Annotated in this window: 20 protein-coding genes, 14 tRNA genes, 1 rRNA gene and 1 pseudogene; 6 read left to right on the forward strand and 30 right to left on the reverse strand. The window is 52.6% G+C overall.

The annotated features are described in order from the left end of the window. Positions 1–9: 9 nt before the first annotated feature. From CBW46_RS11855 to CBW46_RS11905, 11 genes are all read right to left on the reverse strand, one after another. Positions 10–987, reverse strand: coding sequence for an AAA family ATPase (locus CBW46_RS11855; protein WP_089200209.1), 978 nt, complete (start codon positions 985–987; stop codon positions 10–12). Between the two features lie 118 nt (positions 988–1,105). Then, the gene (locus CBW46_RS11860) at positions 1,106–2,758 is read right to left on the reverse strand and encodes a polysaccharide deacetylase family protein (protein ID WP_089200210.1); all 1,653 of its coding nucleotides are present in this window, start codon (positions 2,756–2,758) and stop codon (positions 1,106–1,108) included. A 140-nt stretch (positions 2,759–2,898) separates the two neighbouring features. Continuing rightward, positions 2,899–3,459: a hypothetical protein gene (locus CBW46_RS11865; RefSeq protein ID WP_089200211.1), complete on the reverse strand. Its 561-nt coding sequence runs from the start codon at positions 3,457–3,459 to the stop codon at positions 2,899–2,901. A 10-nt stretch (positions 3,460–3,469) separates the two neighbouring features. Further along, on the reverse strand, positions 3,470–5,194 hold the full coding sequence (locus CBW46_RS11870; protein ID WP_133253971.1) for an ABC transporter permease: 1,725 nt from the start codon (positions 5,192–5,194) through the stop codon (positions 3,470–3,472). Between the two features lie 11 nt (positions 5,195–5,205). Further along, positions 5,206–5,886 carry an ABC transporter ATP-binding protein gene (locus tag CBW46_RS11875; protein WP_089200213.1) on the reverse strand — a complete coding sequence of 227 codons (681 nt, stop codon included), beginning with the start codon at positions 5,884–5,886 and terminating at the stop codon, positions 5,206–5,208. Between the two features lie 25 nt (positions 5,887–5,911). Continuing rightward, the gene (locus tag CBW46_RS11880; protein WP_165842276.1) at positions 5,912–7,006 is read right to left on the reverse strand and encodes a HupE/UreJ family protein; all 1,095 of its coding nucleotides are present in this window, start codon (positions 7,004–7,006) and stop codon (positions 5,912–5,914) included. An 87-nt stretch (positions 7,007–7,093) separates the two neighbouring features. After that, positions 7,094–8,569: a CehA/McbA family metallohydrolase domain-containing protein gene (locus tag CBW46_RS11885; protein WP_243633280.1), complete on the reverse strand. Its 1,476-nt coding sequence runs from the start codon at positions 8,567–8,569 to the stop codon at positions 7,094–7,096. A gap of 342 nt (positions 8,570–8,911) precedes the next feature. Then, on the reverse strand, positions 8,912–9,379 hold the full coding sequence (gene bcp / locus CBW46_RS11890; RefSeq protein WP_089200215.1) for a thioredoxin-dependent thiol peroxidase: 468 nt from the start codon (positions 9,377–9,379) through the stop codon (positions 8,912–8,914). Positions 9,380–9,429: 50 nt separating this feature from the next. Then, positions 9,430–10,215 carry an ABC transporter permease gene (locus CBW46_RS11895; protein WP_089200216.1) on the reverse strand — a complete coding sequence of 262 codons (786 nt, stop codon included), beginning with the start codon at positions 10,213–10,215 and terminating at the stop codon, positions 9,430–9,432. Positions 10,216–10,222: 7 nt separating this feature from the next. Beyond that, positions 10,223–11,017, reverse strand: a complete 795-nt coding sequence (locus CBW46_RS11900; RefSeq protein ID WP_089200217.1) for an ABC transporter permease — start codon at positions 11,015–11,017, stop codon at positions 10,223–10,225. Continuing rightward, positions 11,010–12,074 carry an ABC transporter ATP-binding protein gene (locus tag CBW46_RS11905; protein ID WP_089200218.1) on the reverse strand — a complete coding sequence of 355 codons (1,065 nt, stop codon included), beginning with the start codon at positions 12,072–12,074 and terminating at the stop codon, positions 11,010–11,012. Before CBW46_RS11905 ends, CBW46_RS11900 begins: the two co-directional genes overlap by 8 nt. Positions 12,075–12,125: 51 nt before the next feature. Between CBW46_RS11905 and CBW46_RS11910 the strand changes: the two genes are divergently transcribed. The 6 genes and pseudogenes from CBW46_RS11910 (at position 12,126) to CBW46_RS11935 (ending at position 19,950) form a co-directional block, all read left to right on the forward strand. Beyond that, positions 12,126–12,320 (forward strand): hypothetical protein, encoded by a 195-nt coding sequence (locus tag CBW46_RS11910; protein WP_089200219.1) that lies wholly within the window; start codon positions 12,126–12,128, stop codon positions 12,318–12,320. 290 nt (positions 12,321–12,610) lie between these two features. Then, positions 12,611–13,529, forward strand: a pseudogene (locus CBW46_RS21790) (LCP family protein); the annotation flags it as partial. A 1,453-nt stretch (positions 13,530–14,982) separates the two neighbouring features. After that, entirely contained in the window at positions 14,983–15,708 is a 726-nt protein-coding gene (locus CBW46_RS11920; protein ID WP_341538181.1) for a PhzF family phenazine biosynthesis protein, read from the forward strand. 54 nt (positions 15,709–15,762) lie between these two features. Further along, positions 15,763–17,085, forward strand: a complete 1,323-nt coding sequence (locus tag CBW46_RS11925) for a glutamate-1-semialdehyde 2,1-aminomutase (RefSeq protein WP_089200252.1) — start codon at positions 15,763–15,765, stop codon at positions 17,083–17,085. 973 nt (positions 17,086–18,058) lie between these two features. Beyond that, on the forward strand, positions 18,059–18,817 hold the full coding sequence (locus CBW46_RS11930; protein WP_089200221.1) for a TraR/DksA C4-type zinc finger protein: 759 nt from the start codon (positions 18,059–18,061) through the stop codon (positions 18,815–18,817). Between the two features lie 68 nt (positions 18,818–18,885). Beyond that, on the forward strand, positions 18,886–19,950 hold the full coding sequence (locus CBW46_RS11935) for a YihY/virulence factor BrkB family protein (RefSeq protein ID WP_089200222.1): 1,065 nt from the start codon (positions 18,886–18,888) through the stop codon (positions 19,948–19,950). 569 nt (positions 19,951–20,519) lie between these two features. Here the strand turns inward: CBW46_RS11935 and CBW46_RS11940 are convergent. From CBW46_RS11940 to rrf, 19 genes are all read right to left on the reverse strand, one after another. Then, positions 20,520–21,182, reverse strand: coding sequence for a bifunctional 2-keto-4-hydroxyglutarate aldolase/2-keto-3-deoxy-6-phosphogluconate aldolase (locus tag CBW46_RS11940; protein WP_089200223.1), 663 nt, complete (start codon positions 21,180–21,182; stop codon positions 20,520–20,522). Positions 21,183–21,434: 252 nt separating this feature from the next. Then, positions 21,435–22,415, reverse strand: coding sequence for a sugar kinase (locus tag CBW46_RS11945; protein ID WP_089200224.1), 981 nt, complete (start codon positions 22,413–22,415; stop codon positions 21,435–21,437). Then, entirely contained in the window at positions 22,412–23,167 is a 756-nt protein-coding gene (kduD, locus tag CBW46_RS11950; RefSeq protein WP_089200225.1) for a 2-dehydro-3-deoxy-D-gluconate 5-dehydrogenase KduD, read from the reverse strand. The genes CBW46_RS11945 and kduD overlap by 4 nt, the downstream gene beginning before the upstream one ends. 179 nt (positions 23,168–23,346) lie before the next feature. Beyond that, on the reverse strand, positions 23,347–24,339 hold the full coding sequence (gene bioB, locus CBW46_RS11955) for a biotin synthase BioB (protein WP_089200226.1): 993 nt from the start codon (positions 24,337–24,339) through the stop codon (positions 23,347–23,349). Between the two features lie 660 nt (positions 24,340–24,999). Next, positions 25,000–25,073 (reverse strand) — tRNA-Arg (locus CBW46_RS11960). 8 nt (positions 25,074–25,081) lie between these two features. Further along, positions 25,082–25,155 (reverse strand) — tRNA-Gly (locus CBW46_RS11965). A gap of 20 nt (positions 25,156–25,175) precedes the next feature. Beyond that, positions 25,176–25,252, reverse strand: a tRNA-Pro gene (locus tag CBW46_RS11970). Between the two features lie 10 nt (positions 25,253–25,262). Further along, positions 25,263–25,345 (reverse strand) — tRNA-Leu (locus CBW46_RS11975). Between the two features lie 9 nt (positions 25,346–25,354). Continuing rightward, a tRNA-Gly gene (locus CBW46_RS11980) sits at positions 25,355–25,429 on the reverse strand. Between the two features lie 78 nt (positions 25,430–25,507). Then, a tRNA-Gly gene (locus tag CBW46_RS11985) sits at positions 25,508–25,582 on the reverse strand. 7 nt (positions 25,583–25,589) lie between these two features. After that, positions 25,590–25,669, reverse strand: a tRNA-Leu gene (locus CBW46_RS11990). A gap of 12 nt (positions 25,670–25,681) precedes the next feature. Continuing rightward, positions 25,682–25,754 (reverse strand) — tRNA-Lys (locus CBW46_RS11995). 7 nt (positions 25,755–25,761) lie between these two features. Further along, positions 25,762–25,836, reverse strand: a tRNA-Gln gene (locus tag CBW46_RS12000). A 116-nt stretch (positions 25,837–25,952) separates the two neighbouring features. After that, positions 25,953–26,029 (reverse strand) — tRNA-Asp (locus CBW46_RS12005). Positions 26,030–26,063: 34 nt separating this feature from the next. Continuing rightward, a tRNA-Met gene (locus tag CBW46_RS12010) sits at positions 26,064–26,140 on the reverse strand. Between the two features lie 15 nt (positions 26,141–26,155). After that, positions 26,156–26,231: transfer RNA gene (locus CBW46_RS12015), tRNA-Val, on the reverse strand. Positions 26,232–26,249: 18 nt separating this feature from the next. Next, positions 26,250–26,324, reverse strand: a tRNA-Glu gene (locus tag CBW46_RS12020). 15 nt (positions 26,325–26,339) lie between these two features. Further along, positions 26,340–26,431, reverse strand: a tRNA-Ser gene (locus CBW46_RS12025). Positions 26,432–26,486: 55 nt separating this feature from the next. Continuing rightward, positions 26,487–26,603: ribosomal RNA gene (gene rrf, locus CBW46_RS12030) — 5S ribosomal RNA — on the reverse strand. Positions 26,604–26,635 lie beyond the last annotated feature (32 nt).

A 26,635-nucleotide genomic window follows, 5' to 3' on the forward strand; every position in this document is an offset into this window, starting at 1 on the left:
TACCGCCCCCTACCTTGCCGGAGCGTAGCGCTTGGATGGGATTGCGGTCGCAGCAAGAATGTCGTCTACGACGGCTTCCTTGTCCCGGCCGCCCATCATCGCCTCGGGCGTAAGGAGTAATCTGTGTGCCAGCACCGGCCCCGCCATCTGTTTGACATCGTCGGGAATGACGTAAGTTCGCCCTGATAGAAAAGCCCTAGCCTGTGACACCCGCATCAAGGCGATTGACGCGCGAGGGCTCGCCCCGAGCAGCAGATCCTTGTGCTTTCGGGTAGCCGCCGCCAGCTCGACGATATAACCTTTAATCGTATCATCCAGATGCACACGCCGCGCTTCGTTTTGCAGAGCGGCGAATTCCTCCGGCAGCAGGAGCGGCCGCAGTTGCGTGACAGGATGCCGCTGCTCAACTCTGTTGAGCAGTTCCATTTCTTCCGACGGCTCCGGGTAGCCAAGCCTCAGCTTGATACAAAAGCGATCGAGCTGCGCTTCCGGAAGCAAAAAGGTCCCCTCAAAATCGAAAGGATTCTGAGTGGCTAAAATAAAAAACGGTTCCGGCAGCGTATACGCTTCCCCGTCCACGGTGATCCTGTTTTCCTCCATGGCTTCGAGCAGAGCAGCCTGCGTGCGCGGCGTGGTGCGGTTTAACTCATCTGCCAACACCAGATTTGCCATTAGCGGGCCCGGCCGAAATTCAAATTTTGACGTCTGTTGATTGAAAACACTGCTCCCGGTCAAGTCTGCCGGCAGCAGATCGGGCGTGCATTGAATTCTTTTAAAACTGCAGTTCATCGTTCGTGCCAGAGCACGCACCAGCATCGTTTTCCCAACGCCCGGCACGTCTTCCAGCAGCACATGGCCACCGCACAACAAAGCCACCAATAGTTTTTCTATCGTATCCCGTTTGCCGATAATCACTTTTTCCAATTGATAGACTACCCGCTCCAATACTTCCTGCGGCGGTTCAAATTGAGATGAATGCACATGCATCACCGAACACCTCCTCATAGATACAGCTTCTACGATTCTAGTATTCCCCGCTTCCATCTCATTTAGACTATGCGGTGCATCTGCCCACTGATAGGTCGTGCGTTCTGCTAGAAATGGCTCATAGTGCGATATGTATATGTAAACCGAGCATTGTCGCTGTCGATCGCAGCGGCACATAGACAGTTCCATCTATCAGCTGCATATGCGGAAGATGATAAGTCGTCTTTTTGCCTCGTTGGTGGAGGCGCATTTCATAGTGGGAGAAATCATACTCGACAGATGTAAATCCAAGCAGTGCCGCGGCCGTACGATCAGCTGAATGCCACTCTACTCGACCGCCCGACCCCTCCAGCAATGCACGCAGCGGTACCAAATGGTCGTCCTCTGTGCCACGGTATTTCCCCAAATGGATGCTGTGGGTGTCCCCGCTTCCCGCGGCAATGTGCCGCGGTAGCGACGCCGCCTGCTGCTGCCAAGCACTCGCCCCCATTTCAAACCTCTCGCTGCCGGGCTCCATCGCTGCACGCTCGTGCACTGGCTTCGTCTCCGCACCCACACTCAGTGGCATTGCCAGCCGCCCGCTCTTGGGCTCCTCCCTGGTGCGCCTCCCGTCCACGGACGCCCAGTTCATTGGGGTCCCCACGCTTGCAGCCACTCCCGACGCCCCAAGCTCGGACTCCAACCGGCTGTGCGCGTACAGAGGCGACTGATACATCCCGGTACCCACACTCACCATCGCATTGAGCTGGCTAGTCCCTGGCTCCAATGAGGTATGCCCATACAGCGGATCCCGATTCATCGTTGTGCGCACGACAGACTTCACTTCCTCTTGCCCGCTCCTGTCCTCCATTGCCACACGGTCGCGCCCGCCCTGCAGCGCCAGCCGATACTCCCCCGTCTGCTTCAGCATTCGCTGGTGTTCTGCAATGTTGACGGATTGCGGCCACTTTGGTGTGCTCAAAGAAAAGTGTATCGGCTTGACCTGCGGGCTTAGCGCAGCAAAAGCATAGCCTTTCGTTTTAAACCAGCTGATAATGCCAGGCAGCGCTTTAACCGTTTCCGCATGGCCGGTTCCATCATGCATCAGTACTATCACCTGATGGCCGAGCGGCCCTTTCTTCACGGTTTGCAAAATTTCATTCGCCGGCACACCCACTCTTTTCGAATCGCCGCTATCGATGCTCCAATCATGCACCTCATACCCGGCTTGATCCATATAATAGAAATAGAACGCGTCAAAATGACGGTAGGTTCCCCCCGGCGCGCGTAACAAGCTCGTCCTGATACCCGCCGCGTCGTGCAGGGCTTGCTCCGTTTGCTGCACCTGCTGCCAAAACGGCTCGGCACTGCTGTACAGCTCTTTATAGCGATGATTATAAGTGTGGTTACCGATGGCATGACCTTCTGCCAATGCCCGGCGCACCAGCTCGGGGCGCGAATTCACCTGCTCACCCAGCATAAAAAAGGTGCCGGCGACCTTCTCCGCTCTCAAGATGTCCAGTACCGCCCCCGTATGTTCGCTAGGACCGTCGTCAAACGTTAAATAAACCGTCGGCTGTTCAGGTTTTACATAATTCTTGTCCTGCAAAACCCGCTTGCCGCTGTTCAATTGCGAATAAACCTCTTGTTCATTGAGTTGGACTGCCGTATTAACGGCAGCCAGCGTTCGACCTGCCGCGAGAAGCTGTGACAGCAGCAGAAGGATCACTACAAATCCGGCCGATACGCCGAGCCGTTGAAAAGGAATAAAATTACGTAACTCACACATCATGGATCCCTCCGCGTTAATCTAGTAAAAATTCGAATACTAGACTATATGGGAGGGCGCTCCAACGTATGCCATAATTATTTTTTTACGAAGAACAGCAAAAAAACCGATACATGCCGTATCGGGTCCTCCGTTATTGCGATTTACTTTTTCTCGAATTCCGCATCATACAGACGAAACATTGTCTTATAGCCTGATTCATCCTGTTTGACGCCGACGTCCAATCTACCAGTAACTCGAAGAGCTCCGTTAGTGTGCCTCAGCTGCTCTTTGTCCTTGACGAACACGATCATGATGGAATTCCAGTAGCTCTGGTCCCCGTTATCAAATGGACACTCTGCGCCCGGCCTCGGGATCAGTAAAAACCATCCTTTATCCATAGACAAAATCTCTCCCATATACCCATCAATGACCACGTTCTGCCCGTTGAATTGTTTAAACTTTGCCGAAGGCTGCGACTGCTTGTCATCATCGAAAAATTCTTTCCATGTCAAAAAGTTCGCGGGCGTATTCGCGTCTTTCACATCGGATACCGTTTGTGCAGGTTGGGGCGGTTTCTTCCCACCCGCTTGATCGGCGGCAGCTTGCTCTATGGATGGCTCGGGAGGTGGAGCTTCGGCCCCGGCAATGCCATTTCCATTGGATGTCGCACATCCGGTTATGCAGACGCAGACAGCAAGCAGAAGTGCTATTGTTCTAATCATCTTTCCCCCCTTAGCGAAACAGCTCCAACGGATGCACGCGATATGATCTGACCGCCGGCCAAATGGATGACAGCACCCCGATGACTAATGCCGCAGCGATAATATACAGTTCCGCAACAACCGGGGTCCAAGGTTGAATTTCGACGCCTGCGTATTGAAAAATAATACCGCTCAGCATCCAAGCTCCTACATGTCCGAGCAGCAAGCCCAGCATGCATCCTAGACCTGTTAAAATGGCACCTTCCAGCACCACGCCACCCATAATGGTGGATTGAGGTTTGCCTAATAATCTGAGCAATCCTATGTCCTTTTGCCGTTCCGCTGCTGCGGCGCACAAAGATAACAGAATTGAAATTGCCGCAATAAGTGCACTGGCGCCGGCGATGATGGCCACGATGTTTGCACCGACATCAACGATGTTGAGCACGTCCGCAACCGCCTTGCTGCTGTAAGCCGCCTGAACGCCGGGGAGCTCTCCAAACTTCTGCTTCAACATTTGCATTTCCAGCAAACCCTTCGGCTTCACAACAATAGCTGTAATATCCCCCTTCGCATGCTCAGTCTCCTCATGTGCATGTGCACCCGCACCGTCCGCATGTGGTACCGGGTTATCACCTGCTTGACTCGCGGCTTGCGCGTCGGCCGCATGCTGCTCTGTCTCACCATGCTCAGCAGCATGATGCTCCACGCTCTCTCCCGCATGATCCCCAGCTGGCGTGCTGGCCTCATGATGCTGTCCCTCGCCATCCACAGCAGCATGCTGCTCCACGCTCTCTGCCGCATGAGCCTCAGCTGGCGCGCTGGCCTCATGACGCTCTCCCTCGCGATGCTCAGCAGCATCCTGATCCACGCTGTCTCCCACGTGATCCTCAGCTGGCGCGCTGGCCTCATGATGCTCTCCCTCGCCATGCTCTGCAGCATGCTGATCCGCGCTGTCTCCCGTGTGATCCCCAGCTTGCGCGCTCGCCTCATGATGCTCTCCCTCGCCATCCACAGCAGCGTGCTGCTCCACGCTCTCTGCCGTGTGATCCCCAGCTTGTGCGCTCGCCTCATGATGCTGTGTCTCTGCACTGGCCGCGTGACCGTGCGCGTCGCGGTCAACGTGCTCAGCCTCGCCGCCTGCGTCATGCGGATGCACAATCCAAGCGTGGTTCAGTGTGGTGAAGACAGCCTTATCGTCCGGCGTGCCCAGATATGGCATGATCCCCACTATTTTGTACGTGAAGTTATGATGATCCTCTTCTGCGGCTTCCACCAGACCGTGCCCGCCTTGGAACTCATCCCCAACCCTCAGGCCAAGCTGTTCAGCCACATGCGCGCCGATAACGACTTCCCCGTCGTGTTGATAGTAAGCGCCTTCTGCCGGCACAACACCGGGATACCGGGTGTTAAAATATGCGGCGCTAATGCCTACGATCTGGAAGCCCTTTAAGTTATCCCCTTTGGTGACGGCGTATGCCGCATCCGCCAGGTTAGTGCTTTGTAGCTGCTCGAAAATGCCGTATTCTATGTTTCCGGTCGGCGCACCCACATGGTAGAACGTATTCAATGCCATCTGCACGGAACTGCCCTCCGCGCCTATCACTACATCGAATGGGGCGTAACCTTTGGCGGCCCCTTTTTGCATACCTGCTTGTGACAGGCTGATAAATACGATGAGAGCCGTAGCGATAGCAACGGATAAGATTGTGAGCATGGACAGTGTTTTGCGGTAGCCGATGTTGTTCCAGGACATGCGCCAAATGCTCACGCGATCACCCGCCGATCTTGCACTGCTTTGTTGCACTCCTGCATCCGGATCACACGGGGGAAGCGTTCCGCCAACGGCAAATCGTGTGTGACGCACAGCAGCGTCTGACCGTTCGCCTTACAGAGGCCGAGCAGAAGATCCATCATCATTCCCGCCGTCTCATAATCAAGGCTGCCGGTAGGTTCATCCGCTAAAACCACACTCGGCTTGTTGATCAAAGCTCGAATAATAGCGACCCGCTGCTGTTGTCCTCGTGACATCTGGCCGGGGCGATGGTTTCTGCGCTCAGACAAACCTACCTTCTCAAACCATTCGTCCAGCAGCGCCGTCTGCTCTTGTTTGCGCATGGCCGGCAGTACCAATCTCACGTTTTCTTCCGCAGTCATGCTAGGGATCAAGTAGAAATCCTGAAATATATAGCCTACTTGGCGAGCTCTATACGCATCCCGCTCCTTCTCGTTTTTGCAAGTAATGTCCGCGCCGTCAACCACGATGGATCCTTGCTCAGGCACAACCACTCCGCCCACCATATGCAGAAGCGTGCTTTTGCCGCATCCGCTTGGGCCTGTTACAGCAGCCTGCTCCCCCTTTGCCACCTGCAGATGCTCAAGTGCAAGCACAAGCAGCTTTTCATGACTCATCGTGTAATACTTCTCCAAACCGCTGATCTGAATCATCGGGACCTTCCTCTCATAGCTCTGGTTATAACAATGTTCTCTCGACTAGCCAAAAAGTACCAAACAGCGAAATTACAACGGATAATGCGGGAATAGACCATCTTATAGCCGGTCGTGAGGCTCTGGCAAATTGAATCAGTGGGAACAGCAGCAAGACGATAATCAACTGCCCTATCTCTATGCCAATATTGAAAGATAACAGAGAAGCGGCGAATGCCCCGGTGTGTAATTTCATTTCGGACAAGACTCCGGCAAAACCGAATCCATGAATGAGACCAAAGCCGAACGCCTGCCATGCATTGTGATTGGACGGCCCCCGAAGCATATTGTTTAAGGCAACATAGATGATGCTGAGCGCAATCACCGGTTCCACTAAACTGGCCGGCAGAGAGAAAATCTGCAGACTGGCTAGCAATAGGGTGAGGGAATGTGCAGCGGTAAACGCGGTGACGGTCACCAAAATTTTTCTGACGGACGAAGCTGCGAGCAGCAAGGCGACGACGAATAATATATGGTCATAACCGGTAAAAAGATGTTCCATGCCGAGCAGTAAAAACTGCTTGCTGGCCCGCACAACACTCATCTCGCCCAGTTCGATTTGCCGAAACTCATAAGTTAGGACTGACTCTTGCGTTTTTCCATCCATTGTCATTTGAAAATAGTTCGCATGGGCTGGATCTACGTCATCAAAAAATAAGTTGTAGTCTAACGCGATATGCTGCGGCGTGGAGTGAACGGTGTAGCGCAGCTCAGCAGCGGCAAATGCTCTGTCATTCACTTCTGTCAAGCGGAGATCAGCTGCCTCTCCTTCGAGGGGTTCTCCATCTGCGTATATAATCATGTGCGACAAGATATACTGCTCCATGACAGATTTCGACTCGTTCACCAGTCGGTCCAGTTGCTCTTGTGGCAATAAGATGTCGGCGCTTGAATTCGCACTCGGCCGTGTCACCTGGAGCAGCTCTTCCAAATCGATCCTCAGCTTATAGACGACCTCGTTGCTCTCTACAGTCAATTCCGAGTATGCTTCACTTGTACCATTATGCGCTTTTGTCATCGTCGGCGCGGAGAAGCACAGCAGAATGAGAATAGCCAGCGTTTTCAACCACTTGAAGTTCATTTGTGCAACCATCCTCTGCTAATTCCGCTGATGTGCGAGAGACGTGGAGGATACACGTCCCCCACGCTCCACACAAGGCGAAAAAAATTACTCTACTTTGATGAAGATCGGATTGGAATAAAACCACAGGTCCTTCCATGGGTCTTCGCCCTTCGGATCAACTGCGGGCTCCATTTCATTGGTGTTGGTTCCACGCAGACGGATATAGCTGTTCTTTTCAACATCCTTCAGCGTGTAAGAAATGGTGATATATTCGCCATCCTTTTTCCAGTGAGTTTGATCAAAACGCTGCACCACTTTTGACGTCGGATTGGTTGCTGTCGAACGATCCTTCACAGATCCCGTGACCTCGCCCATAATTAAATCCACGCGATTGACATTCGGATTGTCGCCGTGCGCATTGTTGGCGTTCGGATCGCGCAAACGGATCGTCACGTTCACGTCGGCGCCTTTTTGGGATAATGTCAACGTTTCACCAACAGCTGCGGACTTGTTGTCTGCCCATAGCTTCCAGGCAGGCGCAGCCTCTTCCACCGTGACATCCAACTCACTGATCAGATCGCCAAGCACGTTAAAAATACGCCCGTGGCGCAAACCCTCGAGAATGTCCTTATGGTCCTTGTTGGCCTTTACGTACGTCTTGGAATACTCGCCCGGGTAGAAATCCGTACCGCCATCTGTATAGTGCACGTGCTGATCAGACGTCGATGTAGTCCACCAGTGCCGTCCCTCGCCAAGCATGGAATCCCACAATCCTCCTACTACAGCGGTCATTTGATCGTATCCGCCCATCGTCGGGAAGTTGCCATACCCACCGCGCTCTCCTTCAGGATCCAGAGCACCGGTTGTGTCCAGCGCTCCTGCTTGGTGCCCCGGGGCCCCCTCGAAGCCGACCGCTACATTCGGCGCGGTGTCGTTCCAGTTGCGAAACTCCTCCGGTGTATCGTCCCCCCATACGCCCTTATCTTTCGCGGAACGGGCGGGGTGATTGTTGAACATAACTGGCGGCTCGTTCAAATCCTTTATGTATTTCAGTGCATTGATCATCTTTTCTTCTGTGTTCCAGCTCTTGTCTTCCGGCCATGGCTCACGTTTAGCGAATTGGCTCTCGATCCCGTGCAGTTTTTGTGCCTCATCATCGGTTTTTGGGATAATCAGAGACGTATGATCGGCTGCAGGTGTGTCGAATTCCATACCATAAAACAAAACAAGGTCCGGCACCGCTTTTCGCGCCTCCTGCACAGCAGGGTACGCCTGTTCCAGATTGACCTTGGAATGCAGCGGACCGCCATGATCCGTCGAGACCATCCACTCCAACCCGTATTTTTTGGCCATCTCGGCATTTCGGGAAATTGCATATTTCGCATCTCCTGCTTTAATTGGTGTAGGCGGATTTGTCGCATTGTCCCAGCCCACACTCCACTCGCTGTGCACATGGTGATCCCCGGCCAGCCATGCTCTGCCGTCGTTGGACTGCCCCGTCTTCTGCGAGCATGCGGTGATCATCATCGCCGCAGCAACCATGGATAACGGAATCCACTTCCGCTTTAAAACTGACTTCAATGGTGCCCACTCCTTATTTGTCTCTATTTGGTAGTCCATCAAAGTTTACATTCAATTTGTTAATAGAAATGCAACTTCGTGTGTAGTTATTGTAAATTTCGACCAAATACACCAGGCTACACGTCACTGACTATCCAGCGCGCAATGTAACTGTCACCGCTAAAGCAAGTTAAGTGCCACCCGAGCGATCACTTGCAGCATCTGACATTGGTCGTTTTCCGTGGTGACGCCAGAGACTATCCCTAGCGAACGCGAAAAAACCGCCAGGACTAAGTCCCAAGCGGCTCCCGACCAGTGTTTGCACTGAGTTTACAACTTCACTTCGTTGTACAGGCGGCCCTGCTACAGCTCTTTCAATGCCTCCAGCACTTCATTGACATGGTTTTTGACTCTAACCTTCCGCCATGCCCGAGCAATCATACCATTCTCATCTATGATGAAGGTGGAACGCACCACGCCCATATACTCTTTACCATACATCTTTTTCAACTGCCACACGCCATAGAGCTCGCACACCTCGTGATCGGGATCGGACAACAGCACAAAAGGAAGCTCATGTTTCGCGCTAAACTTGCCGTGGGACTTTAGGTCATCCGGGCTGATGCCGACCACCTCCGCGTTCAATTCGCGAATTTGCGAGTTGTAATCGCGGAAATCGCACGCCTCCTGTGTGCAGCTTGGGGTCATATCCTTCGGGTAGAAATAAAGCACGACCTTCTTGCCGCGGAACTGCTGTAAACTCACCTTCTCCCCATCCGCTGCCAAAAGCGTAAAGTCCGGTGCCGGTTGGCCTTGCTCTGCCTGTGCCATCGAAAAACAACTCCCTTTTAAATTCGATTTTCCAAGAGTAAGGAACGCATTTAAGAGCCCGCTCCCCGGTAACGTTTAATGCCAAAATTCCATATGATGATTGCAAACGTGAGGAAACCTAATCCGACCAACGGCGTGAGAAGTGCAAAGTCGCCCCAATTTTCCCGGTCAAGGAAAAACGCCGCCGGATAAAAACCGACAAAACCGAATGGAAGCACCCACGTCAGCATGAAGCCGAGAAGCTTGTTGTAAATCGTCATCGGATACCTGCCATAGTTTTGCAAATTCCACAAGAAAGGAAGAATGCCCGTCGGTGAGTCCGAGAACAACGATAGTGAAGTGAATAAAATGTAAATACCGCCGTAGATCATCATCGAGCCCGCCACCAGCAGTACGAGTACAAACGGGTCATACCAAGTGAGACTGAATCCAAGATGTGTCCAGGAGTAGACCATAATAATAAATCCGGTCAGAGCGCTGAACGACGAGGACGGATCCATGTTTTCCAGCATCAACTGGATCAGATTGTAGGCCGGCCGCGTCAGAATGCGGTCTAACTCGCCTTTCACAATATAGCGTTCCGTGAAACCCCACAAATTAAAAAAGGTACTAAAAATACCGTACGGGACCATAAAATAACCGTAGATGAACAGGATTTCATGCTCATTCCATTCGCCGATCAAGGCGGTATGCTGAAATACGATCAGGATGAAGAACAAGTTCAGCCCGTTAAACATCAGGTCGGACAAGACCTCGATCCAAAAGTCCGCACGATAAGTCAAACGCGTTTTCATATAATTTTTTAAATAATCCAGAAGCAAGCCAGCGTAAAACATAAATTCATCATCCTCCTTGCACAAACATACGGGTGCGCGCGCCGCGCCAGAGCAAATACAGCGGTATGATAAGCAGCACAAACCATAACAACTGCACCCCTAGCGCGTGATACACAGCGGCGCCGGTCACTTTGCCAGTGAAAACGGAGCCCGGGAGGTATGTAATGGCTGGAAAAGGAAGCAGCTGCAGCACGCCCTGCGCCCACACCGGAAAAAACGACATCGGCACAACCAGCCCGGAGAACAGATCGACCAGCACCCTTTTCATACGCATCATGCCTTCGTTGTTTTCGAGAAAAAAGGCGAATAAGCCGGTGATGATGTTAATCTGTGTGTTGATCAAAAAGCTCATCAGAAGCATAAATAGGAAAATGCTCCATATAGCAGGATCTGTTGGAAGTTGAACCGGAATGAGGAAAGATATGAATATCATGCCCGGTATCGAAAATAGGAAGAACCGGAACAAGCCTTCGCCCAGTCCCTGCATCATTTTGGTGATAACGTAGTTATAAGGACGGATGAACTGAATCGCGACACTGCCATCTTTGATCTCAGCAGCGATTTCTCGGTCCAGATTATTAAAATAAAACGCTCGTGCCATCCAGGACACTGCCACATAGGTGGTCATTTGCGCAACGGTCATGCCGCCCAGTGTCTCACTGCCGCCGTATATCGCCTTCCACAAAAAATAATACGCTCCTATGTTGAGCGCATAAACAATAATGCCGCTGTAATAATTTACACGATAGGCTAGCATCATCAGAAAACGCATGTGGATCATCTCAATATAAGCGCTATGCACGAACAGCCACGTCCTCTGTCTTGATCGTGTGATTGAATCTATATTCGGATTTCGTGTCGGCGGAACCGGACTTGTAGATCTCGCGTACAATATCATCGGTGTTCGTTTCGACGATTTTGATATCTTCGATGTCCATCACGCCAACAATGCGGCTCAGTACTTCGGAGACATTAACCTGCTTGTGCGGGATCCACACTTTCGCTGTCAAATCGTTATCGAGGGACCAGCCCACTTCGAGTCCCGCTGTCAGCCGCTGCAGCCGTTCAATTGTGACCGGGCTGGAAAACTGAAGAATAACTTCCTTTCCTTTGCCCCATTTGGCTTTCAGCTCTTCCAATCCGCCATCATAGATCACACGACCGTCGTCGAGCATAATAACTCGGGAGCACAAAGCTTCAATGTCCTGCAGATCATGCGTCGTCAGCAAGATGGTGGTCTCATAGCGCTGATTCATCGATTTAAGGAATTCCCGAATTTCAGTCTTCACCACGATGTCAAGACCAATCGTCGGCTCATCGAGAAACAAAATTTGCGGATTATGGAGCAGCGACGCTGCCAGCTCACAGCGCATTCGTTGACCTAAACTCAGCTTGCGCACTGGGCGGTTCAACAGCTCTTCCAGCTGCAGCCTCTGCACCAGCTCATCCAGCCGCTGCTTGAAATCCGCTTCCGACACGCGGTACACCTTTTTCAGAAGCTCAAACGATTCAATGACACCGATGTCCCACCATAGCTGGCTTCGCTGCCCGAACACAACGCCGATTCCTTTAACGAACGCTTCGCGTTCTTTGAAAGGGACGTAGCCGTTGACCCGGATATCGCCTGATGTTGGTACCAAAATACCGGTGAGCATTTTGATGGTGGTCGACTTGCCGGCGCCGTTCTCGCCGATGTAGCCGCAGATTTCCCCTTTCGGAATTTGAAAACTGATGTCCTTCACCGCTGTCACATGATTGTAATCGCGTCTAAACAAATCGCGTAAGGCTCCTGTGAGTCCCTGCCGGCTCTTTTGTACCCTGAACTCCTTACGCAGATTATTCACTTCAATGGCGTTCATAAACTCCTCCTGCATTCGTTGTGGTCTCGAACAAGTAGGCGTGACTATGCAATGGCGCGACGAAGCCACGCAATTGCGCATGGCGATCACGCCACGCATTGCCTTAACACGGCATGCCGCGTGCCTGGTGATGATCCGATCGCACGGATAGGTGCGCCATATGCCGAGGGCACCGTGATCATAGCAGCACATGGCCTCAACACCGCATATACCGTGAGCCTGGCGATCATGCTGCATGACCTGTGAGCGTAGTTGCCCGTCGAAAAACGCCACCGTTCGTGTGATGAGATTTGTCCAAAATTGCCGAAACTTGATATATTCAAAACAAACCAATTATAATAGGTTAATCAATGGATTCTAGCATTCAGCTCAAGCTGCATCCGTGCCTGGACACACATCTTCTCACGCAAAGTGCCAGACGTTTCCAGACTCCCCCGTGCATGATCCCTTGGTATTTCCAAACCCTATAACTGCAATGATACACGAAGCTACTACAAAGGAAAAGGTACCGACACCAGATGAAAGGGGCCTCTTGAATGGCAAAAAAAATCAAGTGGACGCTGCTGTCGCTAGCTGTACTGCTCGTTTTGGGAATCGGCTATTATACATATGCTTTTGTACAATTTTCGAATAGTATCCAAAGTAAACCGGAGGGCAGCAAACTATTCGGCACCCTCACCTCCAAGAGCGGCACCAGCGGCGACAACTTTGTCCCACCGAAATGGGAAGGTAAACAGCGGGTTAACATTTTGTTGCTAGGCGGAGATTCTCGCGGGCTGAAGCCTAACGAAGTCCCCCGTTCCGATTCATTGATTTTGGCATCTATCGATCCAGTGACAAAAAAAGCATACTTATTCTCCATACTGCGTGACACCTATGTTAAAATACCGGGCAGCGGCGAAGATCGTATTAACACCGCACTAGCTACAGGCGGACCGAATCTAGCGATGAAAACCGTCAGCGATCTACTGGGCATTCCTGTGCAATACTATGTTTATACCGATTTTAAGGGCTTTATCGCGTTGGTAGACGCAGTTGGCGGGATTGACATTGAAGTGGAAAAAGACATGAAGTATTCGGATGCAGCGGATGGACACGAATATGACATTAATTTGAAAAAAGGCATGCAGCACCTCGATGGAAAAATGGCCTTGCAATACGTCCGATTCCGGCACGATGCATTGAGCGATTTTTCGCGCACCGAACGGCAGAGGAAGTTTTTGGGGGCGCTGGCTCAGAAGATGCAGAGCACCTCGTCCATTATTAAGCTGCCGCGTATATTGAGCAGCATCGACCCCTACATCGAGACCAATTTGTCGACAACCGATATGTTGAAGCTAGGCTCTTTGGGCTATGAGGCGAAAACTGAGGGAATGGTGAGCGAACAGATCCCCCCTGCCGAACTGCTCATTGAAAAACGTGTTGGTGGAGCAGCGGTGCTCACCGTTGATCGTAAAAAGCTTCAGGCATACATCCGTGAGCTATTCGGCGGAGATCAGGCCCTCGACGGTGAATTACAGGATGATGAACAACCATTCGTTAAAAGCAATACCGGGTCGGGCGTCTCCTCAAGCTCCGGCGCTAAAAACGGCTCGACGAGTACCTCTAATACTAGCGGCTCGAAAAGCAGTGGGACCAGCTACAATGCGGCCCCTAGTGCGCAAACCAGCCCCGCGAGGACAGGCGGTTCCGGCGGCACGGCTGCAAAGCCGACTGCGAACGCCTCCGGCAGCACTAGCTCATCGAACAAGACAAGTACAGGGGAGACGAAGAGCACGGACTCGAACCGGACGACAGATTCCACTGGCAAAAGCAGCGGTACCACCACTAAACCGCCAGCAGATTCAACTAGTGTGGGCGGCAGCCGGCCCGCCGGTTCCATAGATCGCAGTAGCGGCGCGACAGCACCCACTTCGACTGGCACCAAGAGTACGAACGGCAGTCCGACCACCGGCTCAGCGGACAGAATCAGCGGCACCAGCCAGGTCCCGGCACCTGACACGAAGAGCACGACCAACAACCGCAGCACCAGCTCTGCCGACAGCAGCGGAACCTCGCCAGGCACGTCGACAGGCGCGAACAGCACGGTCAAGTCTAGTACTTCCGGTCCGACGAGCAGAAGCGGTGGCACCTCCGCCGGCTCGTCTAATGACACGACTAGCACTGGCGCTTCGGGCTCCACGATCAGAAGCAGCGCAACTACGACAAGCAACAGCAGTGACCGTTCATCTAGCACCACTGACCGAGTCAACGGCGCTGCTGCACTGCCGTCCCTGAACGACAGCGGCAGCACCCGCTCCCCTGGTGCCACAAGGGAAGGCAGCTGAACCGCGGCCGAGCCCAACAACAGTAGAACAGACAGCAGCCATGGGCCGCTATGTATGTCCAAAAATGGACATCATAGCGGCCCATGCTCACAGTGGCTGCTTTCATATGCCGTCAGCAAAGCGCCGCTCCTCCCGACGCACAGTACACTTGCACTCCTCCCCCACATCCGGCCCTCCGCTACTACGGTCTAGTCGGCTATGTAGCCGCGACCACCTATCCCTCAAAGTGCCTCAGTCCACTCGGCTGTGTTTCCGGCGCCGCTTAGTCCCTCAATTGCCTCAGTCCACTCGGTTACGTTTCCGCCGCCGCCCATCCCTCAAGTGTCTCAGTCCACTCGGATAACTTCATGTGACTCTGGCATCTATCAAATAGGTTGTTCGTAGCGGTGATACAGGCCTATAATGGATTCAAGCGGACAAGGCAGGTGCCCGCTAGAGCGTGAATTGCCATGCCTGTGATGGTATGGTTAAGCTCACAGCAGAGGGAGAGATAAAGGAGTGGTTTGGAATGATACCTATTTACACGGTTGATGCATTCACCGACACCGCGGTTCAGCGGTAATCCCGCAGCAGTTTGCATCTTGAACGATTTCCCGGACGACGACCGTTGGCTCCAGCAGGTAGCTGCCGAAATGAACTTGTCAGAAACAGCTTTCTTAACCGAGATCGGGGGCGGCCAATACAGGCTGCGCTGGTTTACTCCTGTGGAAGAAGTTGATCTATGCGGCCACGCCACGCTAGCCAGTGCACATGTTCTGTGGCAAACCGGTGTGGCACATCAATATGCACAGCTTCATTTTCATACTCTCAGTGGAATTTTAACGGCGAAGCGGATGGACAGCAGCATTGAGCTTAATTTTCCCGTGGAAACACCTTCGCCTTGTGACGCGCCGGCGCAGCTAATAGCCGCCTTGCACGGGCTTCAACCGGTCACGATATATAAAAACCGGCTGGACTACATCGCCGAATTACCATCAGAGACTGCCGTCCGAGATCTCCGGCCTGATTTTCTGCAGATCAAGCAGCTGCCTGCACGTGGGCTCGTAGTGACCAGCCGCTCGGATACTGAGGATTTCGACTTCGTTGCACGCTGTTTCTTTTCCCCAGTCGGCCTTGATGAAGACCTGGTGACCGGATCGGCGCACTGCGGGCTCGCACCATACTGGAAGGATCGCCTTGGTAAAAGTTCATTCCGTGCCGCGCAGGTCTCCTCGCGAGGCGGTACCTTACATCTGCAGTTGACCGGCGACAGAGTGCTCATCCGAGGTCAAGCGGTGATTGTAGTCAAAGGTCTTCTCTTGAAATAAGAAGTCTACACATAAAGGAGCTTTTACAACATGACAAAACCAGATATTGCACATATGGCTAAACCTCGTTCGGAAGCGTTATACGCAGAAGCGCTTCAGCACATCGTTGGCGGCGTGAACAGCCCTTCTCGCTCATTCAAGGCGGTCGGCGGCGGCTCGCCGGTGTTCATGAAGCGTGGACAGGGCGCACACTTTTGGGACGAGGATGGTAACCGGTACATCGATTACCTGGCCGCATACGGGCCGATTATTCTTGGACACGCACATCCTCATGTGACCGAGGCGATTTGCCGTGCGGCGGAGAACGGTACGCTGTACGGTACGCCCACAGAGCTGGAAATACAATTCGCCAAAATGATCAAAGAAGCTACTCCGTCGCTGGATAAGGTACGCTTCGTCAACTCCGGCACCGAGGCGGTGATGACGACGATACGTGTGGCTCGCGCTTACACCAATCGCAATAAGATAATAAAGTTCGCCGGCTGCTATCACGGCCATTCGGATCTTGTGCTCGTAGCAGCCGGTTCTGGACCTTCGACATTGGGCATTCCGGACAGCGCGGGAATCCCAATGAGCATCGCCAATGAAGTGATCACGGTCCCCTACAACGACTTGGAAGCATTGCAGGCCGCATTGGAGCGCTGGGGTGATGACGTTGCCGCGGTGATGGTTGAGCCGATTGTCGGCAACTTCGGCATGGTCATGCCCAAGCCGGGCTTCCTTGAGGGGCTGTGTGCCGCCGCACGGAGCAACGGTTCGCTAGTCATTTATGACGAAGTGATCACCGCGTTCCGCTTCCACTATGGCGCGGCGCAAACCTTCGATGGTATACAGGCGCCAAGCCTGTCGGCTATCCAGCCGGACCTGACGGCCATTGGGAAAATTATCGGCGGCGGACTGCCGATCGGGGGTTACGGAGGCCGCAAACATATCATGGAGCAGGTAGCTCCGCTCGGCCCCGCTTATCAAGCCGGAACCATGGCTGGTAACCCTGCCTCCATTTCCGCAGGCATCGCATGCTTGCAGGCACTGCAGGAGCCAGGCCTCTACAACCGGCTCGATGCACTGACGGCCAACCTGGCGGAAGGCTTGGCTGCAGCAGCGCGCGAGCATGGGATCGCACTGACAATCAACCGCATACGTGGGGCGTTGTCAACACATTTCTGCGATCACCCCGTGACAAATTATGCCGAAGCGCAGGACACAGACGGCGAACAGTTCGCCCTGTTTTTCCGCCTGATGCTAGAGCAGGGCATCTGTCTTGCGCCTTCTAAGTATGAAGCGTGGTTTGTCACAGCCGCCCATACCGAGGAAGACATCGCGACTACTGTTGCAGCAGCGAAACGTGCCTTTGCAGTGATAGCACAACGCCATTAAAAAAAGCCATGCATCGCACGGCCGTGTCCAGCCGTCTGTAAAATCACGGCTCAGAGTGCATAAGTTTTATGTGCACGCATTACAGCGTGCTCAACGTATTCATCTCTTTTATCCGTTTGCATGTCGTACCCTCACTCCCCCTGAGCTTGGCTAGGGGGAGTTTTTAAGTCATACACCGCCGCATACGCCTTGTTTTATACCCTCTCCACGCTGTCCACACTCGCCTTGCCGCGCCATCCCCGCGGCAACCCAACGTTCGGCTGCAATTGTGACCTGCCCGCACGCTCCGCACGAAAGTACTCTCCTCCTCGTCCTGCAGTTCTCCCCAACTAAGTTGCATGTTGATCGTGCCCACGCCCGAACAACTTCACTGTACGTGCACGAAGCCTGCGCATGCCCATACCCGTCCGCGTCATATGTACGCTGCCGATTCCTGCCCATATCCGCTGCATGTGAATACTCCACCGACTTTGCTCCACGTACACGGCTCCCTATTCCTGACCATCTCGCTTCATGTGCACGACTGCCTGAGCCTGACTATCCCGCTTCATGTGCACGCTTTGCCTGATCCTGACCATCTCGCTTTACGTGCATGACTGCCTAATCCCGATCGAGTCCGCTGCATGTGCATACTCACCTGCTGCTTACCCACCGAATTGACGTCCATACTGCCGTCTCCTGACCATCTCCACGGCAGTGGCGCGCTGATACTCCGCCCAAGCTGGGCTGCCTTCAACCGCCCTAACTACAGATGCCAGCTGCTCTCGCTCCGCCGGTACTGTTCACGTCCTTGCGTACAACAAACTCACCAACCACGCATTTAAGCATCCATTAGCATCAGGGCATAAGCCATCGCGTTACACCATCCCCACGTCTGCGTCATCCGCTAAACAAACGGGGTAAAAAAGAACACGCGACCTTCGCTCGTGATACAAGCGGCGTTGCGACTATACTGTCGGAGGAGGACATACCGATGAGCAAGCTGACCAGCGAACAGCAGCAAAAGCTGCGGAACATGTTGACAGACGAGAAACAGCAATTGGAGAAACACTTTGAAATAAATGACGAGACCGCCGCAGGAATGGAAGAATCATTGAAATCTTCCATCAGCGAATTATCCACGGCAGACAATCACCCTGCTGACATAGGCACGGAAATGTTTGAACGCGACCGGGATATTGCGGTGAATGACACCATAGATCAACAACTGGATGCAGTGAATCGCGCGTTACGAAAACTCGATAACGGGGACTATGGCATATGTGAGGTCTGCGGTGATGATATTCCTTACGAGAGATTAGAGGCCATTCCATACACGACCGTGTGCGTAGATCACGCCGAGCAGCGCTCCGATCCAGGTGCCAGACCAGTCGAGGAGCAGGTCATGACCCAACCTCCCAGCGGCGCCGGCGAAGGCCGACAAACGCACGCTGGGCGGTTTGACGATGCCGATGCGTGGAGCACGGTGGAAAGCTACGGCACTTCCAATACGCCGGCTATGGCAGCAGATCGTGACGTGACCGACTACGACGCCATGTCGTCTGATAAGGTCGATGGTACGGGGCATGTGGAGGAATTAGAAAAGTTCGCCGCAAACGACATGCAGGGTAAAAACAGACACGTGCAGCAGACCAAAGCATACCGCGAATACGTAGATCGCAACGAAAGTGAGTTCACTTCAAATGCTGCCAATGCTGCAGCTAGCAAGGACCAACCAACTGGAAGGCGCTGACTCCCAACCAACGCACCTATCGCGAGCCATTACCCACAGCATACATGTGGAGAGGGAGGTATTCACACATGGCTACGAATTATCCGCCTGCCAAAGCCAGACCGGTGCGGCAGAGGACTTCGCCAACTCCGGGCTCCCGCGCGCCTCGAAACACAATACGAGATCAGCCCAAAATGGGGCTTAGAACGTTCGCCGAGAACCTCTACTGCCGTATTCAGGACGACGAGGTGCCGGCAATGGGTGCGCAGTTGACCTACTATCTAATTTTGTCCTTTTTCCCATTCCTGATGTTCATCATCGCTGTGCTCAGCTTCTCTAATATGACTGCCCAGGATGTTATTCAGGGGATGACGCGCGTACTGCCGGACTTGTCAATGCAGACCATTCTGGACGTGTTCGCCGAAATCCAGCAATCCCGCAGCGGTTCGCTGTTATCTGTCGGGCTCATCGCGACCATATGGTCGGCGTCCAACGGTATTAACGCTGTGATGAAATCCTTGAACAAGGCGTATGACGTCGAAGAAGAGCGGCCGTACTGGAAAGTAAAAGGTCTATCCATAATCGCTACCATAGTCATGGCTGCAGTTATACTGTGCAGTATGCTCCTATTGATTTTCGGCAAAATCATTGGTGAGGCTATCTATAAACTTGTGCACCTTCCAGGCAGCTTTGACACCATCTGGAGTGTAGCCCAATATGTTATCCCGCTGTTGGTGATAGCCACGGTGTTCATGCTATTGTACCGCTACATACCGAATTTGCGCTTAACGTTCAAAGAAGTGCTGCCTGGTGCAGTATTCGCGACATGCGGCTGGCTGTTGACGTCCGTGCTGTTTTCTTTTTATGTAAATAATTTCGGTAATTATACAAAAATGTACGGTAGCATCGGAGGTATCATCGTCCTGCTGATCTGGCTGTATTTATCCAGTGTGATTCTGATTCTGGGCGGCGAAATCAACGCCACGTTGCACTTTGACAAAAAAGGCTTGAAAAAAACTTCCTGCAAAAAATTTGCACTGTCTGTGCCATTCGGTCGAAAGAAACAGGACAAGGATGGGAAAAATACCGGCACAGGCCAGATAGAGAAAATGGAAAAACGGTCATCCGACGACTCCAAACCTTTGTATCCTTAGCCGAGTGATGGGGAGTTGTTGGCGATGGTGGGCATAAATCCAGCAAAAAAACTCTGATTGGTCCTCTGATATGTAAAATGAGCCATGAACACAACCCGCCGCTCCCCAAGGAACGGCGGGTTGTTTACGCCTTTAGGCCTCGCCTTGGCCCGGCTTGCCCTGAGAGGACGCAGCATTCCTCAGGAGCCCTTCGGTCGTCGACGGACAACGTTCTTACACTTATCTTTTCGTTACTCATACTAAATGCTAACTTGTATAGCTTTTAATTCTGCGACTTTAATTCATCCACCTGCTGCACCTGGCTGCTCAGCTCAACCCATCGCGGGAAACTCACGCACGCATTCTTCGCATGCATGCCTTCACTGCTGCCTAGCCGCCAACCGCCTCAGGCGCACTGCACTCGCCCCAGTTACTGCTTAGAAGACTCGTGGGCTTCGATAGCTGCTGCTTAGTCGCCAGCCGCCTCAAGCCGCGCGGCACTCTCCCCAGTTACTGCTTAGAAGACTTTGTCGGCTTCGATAGCTGCTGCTTAGTCGCCAACCGCCTCAGGTACGCCGCACTCTCCCCTGTCACTGCTTGGCAGCTTTGTAGGCCGCGATATATTGTGCAGCTTTAACAGCCACTTGCGTGTAATCACGAGTTTTCACCGCTTCGGCGGTGAGATCCGAGCCAATGCCGACGGCTACCGCCCCAGCCTTAACCCACTCCGCCAAATTGCTCAGCGAAACTCCGCCGGTCGGCATTATATTTGCTTGTGGCAGCGGCCCTTTGATGGCCTTGATCGTAGCAGGGGAGTACAGGTTGCCCGGGAACAACTTGACAATGTCCACGCCTAACTCCAGCGCCTGCTGGATTTCCGCTATTGTCATTACCCCGGGCATCACCGGCACACTGTAACGATGGCACAGAGTTACCGTTGCCGGGTTTAATGCAGGTCCAACCACAAACTCGGCCCCGCTCAAAATTGCAGCTCTCGCAGTCTCCGGATCCAAAGCGGTACCTACGCCGATCACGGCGTACTTATCCGCATCCTGGGCCGAGCTGGAATATTTCTTCGCAAGTGTCTCAATCGCTTGCAAAGCAAAGGGCACCGTCATCGTCACCTCGATAACTTTAATGCCTCCCGAGATGGCCTGCTCCGCCATCTCTACGACTTCTTCCGGCGTGCTCCCCCGTAATACCGCAACGACGCCTGCCTCACTGATCCGCTGCAGCAGCCGTATTTTTTTCATATCCAATCCTCCGTCCTACTCCCACATTTATGTATCATCGCACATTGACGCCTACTCACCCTTGCAGCATGAATGCAGCAAACGCACCAGACTATCCACCGCTGAACCGTGGCCGCACTGCTCACTATATGCGTGCCTCACGCTGTACTTATACGCTCTGCCGCCGAACTCACAGTGCTGCTGAATCCACCGCCGCGGCACACATGCCGCGTCCAGAGAGCCCAACACTAGCGTGAATCACGTAAGCCGCATCTAACGCTCCACATGTGTAACATTGTGCAGTACTGCTTCGACTTGCTCCCACGTAGGGATTCCTTCCCAATCGCCTTCCATTTGCACAACCATGCAACCGATTAGATTACCCAGCCGCGCCGCTTCCGTATGGCTGTATCCTTTGAGTAATCCGGCGAAAAACCCCGCACAAAAACCATCACCCGCGCCCACCGTGTCAACTACGCGGTCCGCTTTAAAATAAGGCACCGCACTAACATTCCCTTGTTGTACCACATAGGTCTCGTCATTTCCGCCCTTCACTACCGATACTGCTTTCAGCTCTCGTAAGCGCTTCACAATCTCATCGAAGCTCTCTGTGTGATACAACAGCTTCAGCTCGTCCAAGCCAGGCAGGAAATAATCCGCATCCTTTGCTATATCCAAAATCACTGTGCGCGCCTCTTCTATCGTCCACAGCTTCAGCCGCAGATTCGGGTCAAAGCACACCTTCACCCCATGCTTGTGAGCGATGCGTATCGCTTCCTTGACGGTTGCACGGCATGAATCGCTGAGCGCCGGCGTGACCCCTGTCACATGCAAATATTTTGCCTGCCTGATATACTCCTCGTCGAGCTGATCGGGCCTCATGGTGCTGGCGGCGGACCCCTTCCGGTAGTAGAAGACCGACGTCTTGCCCGAGACGATCTGACGCAGCATCAGCCCTGTAGGCGCGTCCGTGGTGAGCTCTACCCGTGAAACATCGACCCCCTCACCCCGGATTTTTTTCAAAATCATTTGACCCAACGGATCTTTGCCCAAACGGCTGAACCAGCCTACCCTATGTCCCAAGCGAGATATCCCTATCGCAAAATTGCTCTCTGCACCGCCGAACATACTCTGAAATTCCGCGGAATATTCGATACCTTTAGAGCTAGTTGGAATCATGAGCGCCATCGTTTCACCAAACGTAATAATGTCTGGCCGAAACATTTGCCCTGTTGCGATTTGTGGATCGGTCATCGGTTCATCCACCCTCCGTCTACGCATAATACATGACCGTTCATGTAGTCTGACGCAGCCGAAGCCAGGAAAATAGCCGCTCCCTGAAGATCCTCGGTAGTGCCCCAACGGCCGGCCGGAATTCGCGCCAAAATTTGCGAGCTTCGCTCCGGATCTGCGCGCAGTGCCTGTGTGTTGTCCGTAGCCATGTAACCCGGTGCGATTGCATTGACTTGCACGCCTTTGCTCGCCCATTCGTTGGCTAGCGCCTTCGTGATCCCTGCCACTGCATGCTTCGAAGCTGTGTACCCCGGCACATTGATACCGCCTTGAAAGCTTAACATTGACGCGATATTAATAATTTTGCCGTGCCCCTGCTTTATCATCTCGCGGCCAGCCAACTGGCACAGGAAAAATGTAGAATTCATATTCAAATTTACCACATCATGCCAATCCTTAGCAGAGTGCTCTGCCGCCGGAGTCCGACGAATAATGCCAGCGTTATTGACTAAAATATCAATTTTACCAAAAGCAGACAGCGCTTCATTAATCACACGCGGCAGTTCCTGCTCATCCGATAAATTTGCTACGATTGTATGTACCTCGCGGCCCAACGCCTCAATTTGATTCTGTGTCTCACGGCTGCGATCGTTGCTTGTTACCACTGCTATATCCGCACCAGCCTTAGCCAGGCCTAGAGATATACCTCCGCCGAGACCTACCGCGCCTCCTGTTACGATTGCAACCTTTCCCGTTAAGTCAAAAAAGTTCATCTGTCCCCGCCCCCATTCAGCCAATATAAACCGTTTTCTTTTCCGCGATGTAAACGCTATCCACATCCCTTCTATTATAAATCAAGCTGTTCTAATCTTCTACACCACCCTAACAAAATCCCCAATACACCTAAAATATTTATAAAGTTAAATACTAGCGGAGGCAGTGGAGAAAAAAGTTACCAAGCAGACAATTCTATCTCGAAGCCCATATCTTCTATCATTCGGTGATCCTCCTGTGCTTGCTGCCCCTCCGTTGTCAAATAATCGCCGACAAAAATGGAATTAGCAGCATACAGCCCCAGAGGTTGTAAAAAGCCCAAGTTAAGCTCACGGCCCCCCGCGATACGAATTTCTTTGGATGGATTAATCAAGCGCATCAGGGCGACCACTTTGAGACATTTTCGCGGATTCAACTGTCTCTGGCTTTCCAGCGGCGTGCCGGCAATCGGATTCAAAAAGTTGACCGGTATGGAATCCGCGTCCAATTCCCGCAACGCATAAGCCATCTCCACTATTTCTTCATCAGTTTCGCCCATGCCTATGATGCATCCTGAACAAGGTGACATTCCCGACTTTTTTGCCTTCGTGATCGTCGTTACACGGTCGTCATAGCTGTGGGTTGTCGTGATGTTAGCAAAGTTGCCTTTGCTCGTATTTAAATTGTGGTTGTATCGGTCCACCCCTGCCTGCTGCAGTAAAGCGGCCTGGTTGTCCGATAAAATACCCAAACATGCACATATCTTTAATGGCATCGTTGCTTTAATCTCTTTTACAGCGTCAACCACATGATCGAGTTCCTGCTCGGTTGGTCCTCGACCGCTCGCCACTATACAATACGTACCCGCCTTCCATTCCAGTGCTCGACGCGCCCCGTCAACTAACGTCTCCCTGTCAAGCAGCGGATATTTGGGGATTGGTGCCTGTGAGATAATAGATTGCGAACAGTAGCCGCAGTCCTCAGGGCATAACCCGCTTTTCGCGTTAACAATTAGATTCAGCTTTACCTTTTTACCAAAGTAATGCTTACGGACTTGAAACGCAGCATCCATGATAGCCAGCAATTCATCGTCTTCAGCTTGAAGTATCTCCAAGCCTTCTTGCATGGACAAAACATCACCTCGCATCGACTTATCCGCCAACGCCAGCCAGACTCTTTGTACTTGTATCATCTCGCTTTTGCTCCTCTGCTGAACTTAAATTAATTGTCAACCAATCTACGAAGCTTTAGGTTGACATTTGTTCAACCCGTATTTTACTATATTTTTCCTCTATGTGACAAACCTACGGGAATCACGTGTGTGGATCTCAGGGGAAGCAGCGACTGCACGATCGACCTCACGCGTATGGCACGACTGCACCATAGATCTGACGTATATGGCAGGACTGCACCATAGATCTGACGTGTATGGCACGGTGCACCATCGATCTCACGTGTATGGCACGACTGCCCCATAGATCTCACGTGTATGGCACGACTGCCCCATAGATCTCACGCGTATGGATTGAGAGATCTCTCGTGTATGGTTCTCACCGCAAGAAAGTTGCCTGCAGGAGACATATCACGTGTATGAATCCCACGGCAAGGAACTGCCGGCAGGATAAAACTCACGTGTGCATCTCACAGCAAGGCGCACGCCTGTGGCACAGAAAATTACGTGTCAACAGCAACATACACCAGCAGGCAATACCAGGCAAAAGCAACACAGACAAATAAAAAAAGCCTCCCGCGACATAATCACGAGAAGCTTAATATACGATGATGATTCCCTTAGCGAAAAAATAATTCCAAACCATTTGTTGTGGGAGTGCACTCAAAATTCAAATTAAAACGTCCCAGGAGGGATTCGAACCCCCGACCGACGGCTTAGAAGGCCGTTGCTCTATCCAGCTGAGCTACTGGAACATAAAAAATGGAGCGGGTGATGGGAATCGAACCCACGCTACCAGCTTGGAAGGCTGGAGTTCTACCATTGAACTACACCCGCTTACGTATGATTTAAAAAAATGGTCGGGACGACACGATTTGAACATGCGACCCCCTGGTCCCAAACCAGGTGCTCTACCAAGCTGAGCTACGTCCCGATGATGAATATGGTGCCGGTAGAGGGACTTGAACCCCCACGGTTTCCCTCACGATTTTGAGTCGCGCGCGTCTGCCAATTCCGCCATACCGGCTTATGAAGTTGGAGCGGAAGACGGGAATCGAACCCGCGACCCTCGCCTTGGCAAGGCGATGCTCTACCGCTGAGCCACTTCCGCAAATACTTTGTACCTCATAAACACAAGTTATAGTTTACAATAAATTAATGTTGAATGCAACAACCAATTAATGTGAGTTGGAGCGGAAGACGGGAATCGAACCCGCGACCCTCGCCTTGGCAAGGCGATGCTCTACCGCTGAGCCACTTCCGCAATCTAATGCGCGTAGAGGGACTTGAACCCCCACGGTTTCCCGCTAGATCCTAAGTCTAGTGCGTCTGCCAATTCCGCCATACGCGCGTTTCATTAAAGTGAGCCATGTAGGACTCGAACCTACGACACCCTGATTAAAAGTCAGGTGCTCTACCAACTGAGCTAATGGCTCATAAAAATGGCTGGGGATCTAGGATTCGAACCTAGGCATGACGGAGTCAAAGTCCGTTGCCTTACCGCTTGGCTAATCCCCAAGGGTTATAATATGGGGCGATCGATGGGACTTGAACCCACGAATGCTGGAGCCACAATCCAGTGCGTTAACTGAACTACAACGGCAGATACATCGCACAACTTGTACAAACTATAATGGCGGAGCCGACGGGATTCGAACCCGCGGTCTCCTGCGTGACAGGCAGGCATGTTAGGCCTCTACACCACGGCTCCACACTACTCGAAGTATGAAAGCTTCGATAAATGTTGGTTGCGGGGGCAGGATTTGAACCTGCGGCCTTCGGGTTATGAGCCCGACGAGCTACCGGGCTGCTCCACCCCGCGTCAATCGAAAGATTATGGTGGGCGCTGACGGGATCGAACCGCCGACCCTCTGCTTGTAAGGCAGATGCTCTCCCAGCTGAGCTAAGCGCCCATAACCTTAAGTAATTATTGGTGACCCGTAGGGGATTCGAACCCCTGTTACCTCCGTGAAAGGGAGGTGTCTTAACCCCTTGACCAACGGGCCATGCATGTATATTAGTGGCGGAGAGAGAGGGATTCGAACCCTCGAGACGCTTGTGACGCCTACACGATTTCCAATCGTGCTCCTTCGGCCAGCTCGGACACCTCTCCGTGTATCATGTTGAAGCCGAGTGGGCCATGTTACATCTATGGATTTAGTGCATACGCTTGGCAACGTCCTACTCTCCCAAGACCCTGCGGTCTAAGTACCATCGGCGCTGGAGGGCTTAACGGTCGTGTTCGAGATGGGAACGCGTGGTTCCCCTCCGCCATCATCACCAAACGTATTCAGTTGTTCAGGTTCCCGGATGGTGA

The sequence above is a fragment of the Paenibacillus xerothermodurans genome, from assembly GCF_002220865.2.
In the GTDB taxonomy this organism is placed as follows: domain Bacteria; phylum Bacillota; class Bacilli; order Paenibacillales; family NBRC-103111; genus Paenibacillus_S; species Paenibacillus_S xerothermodurans.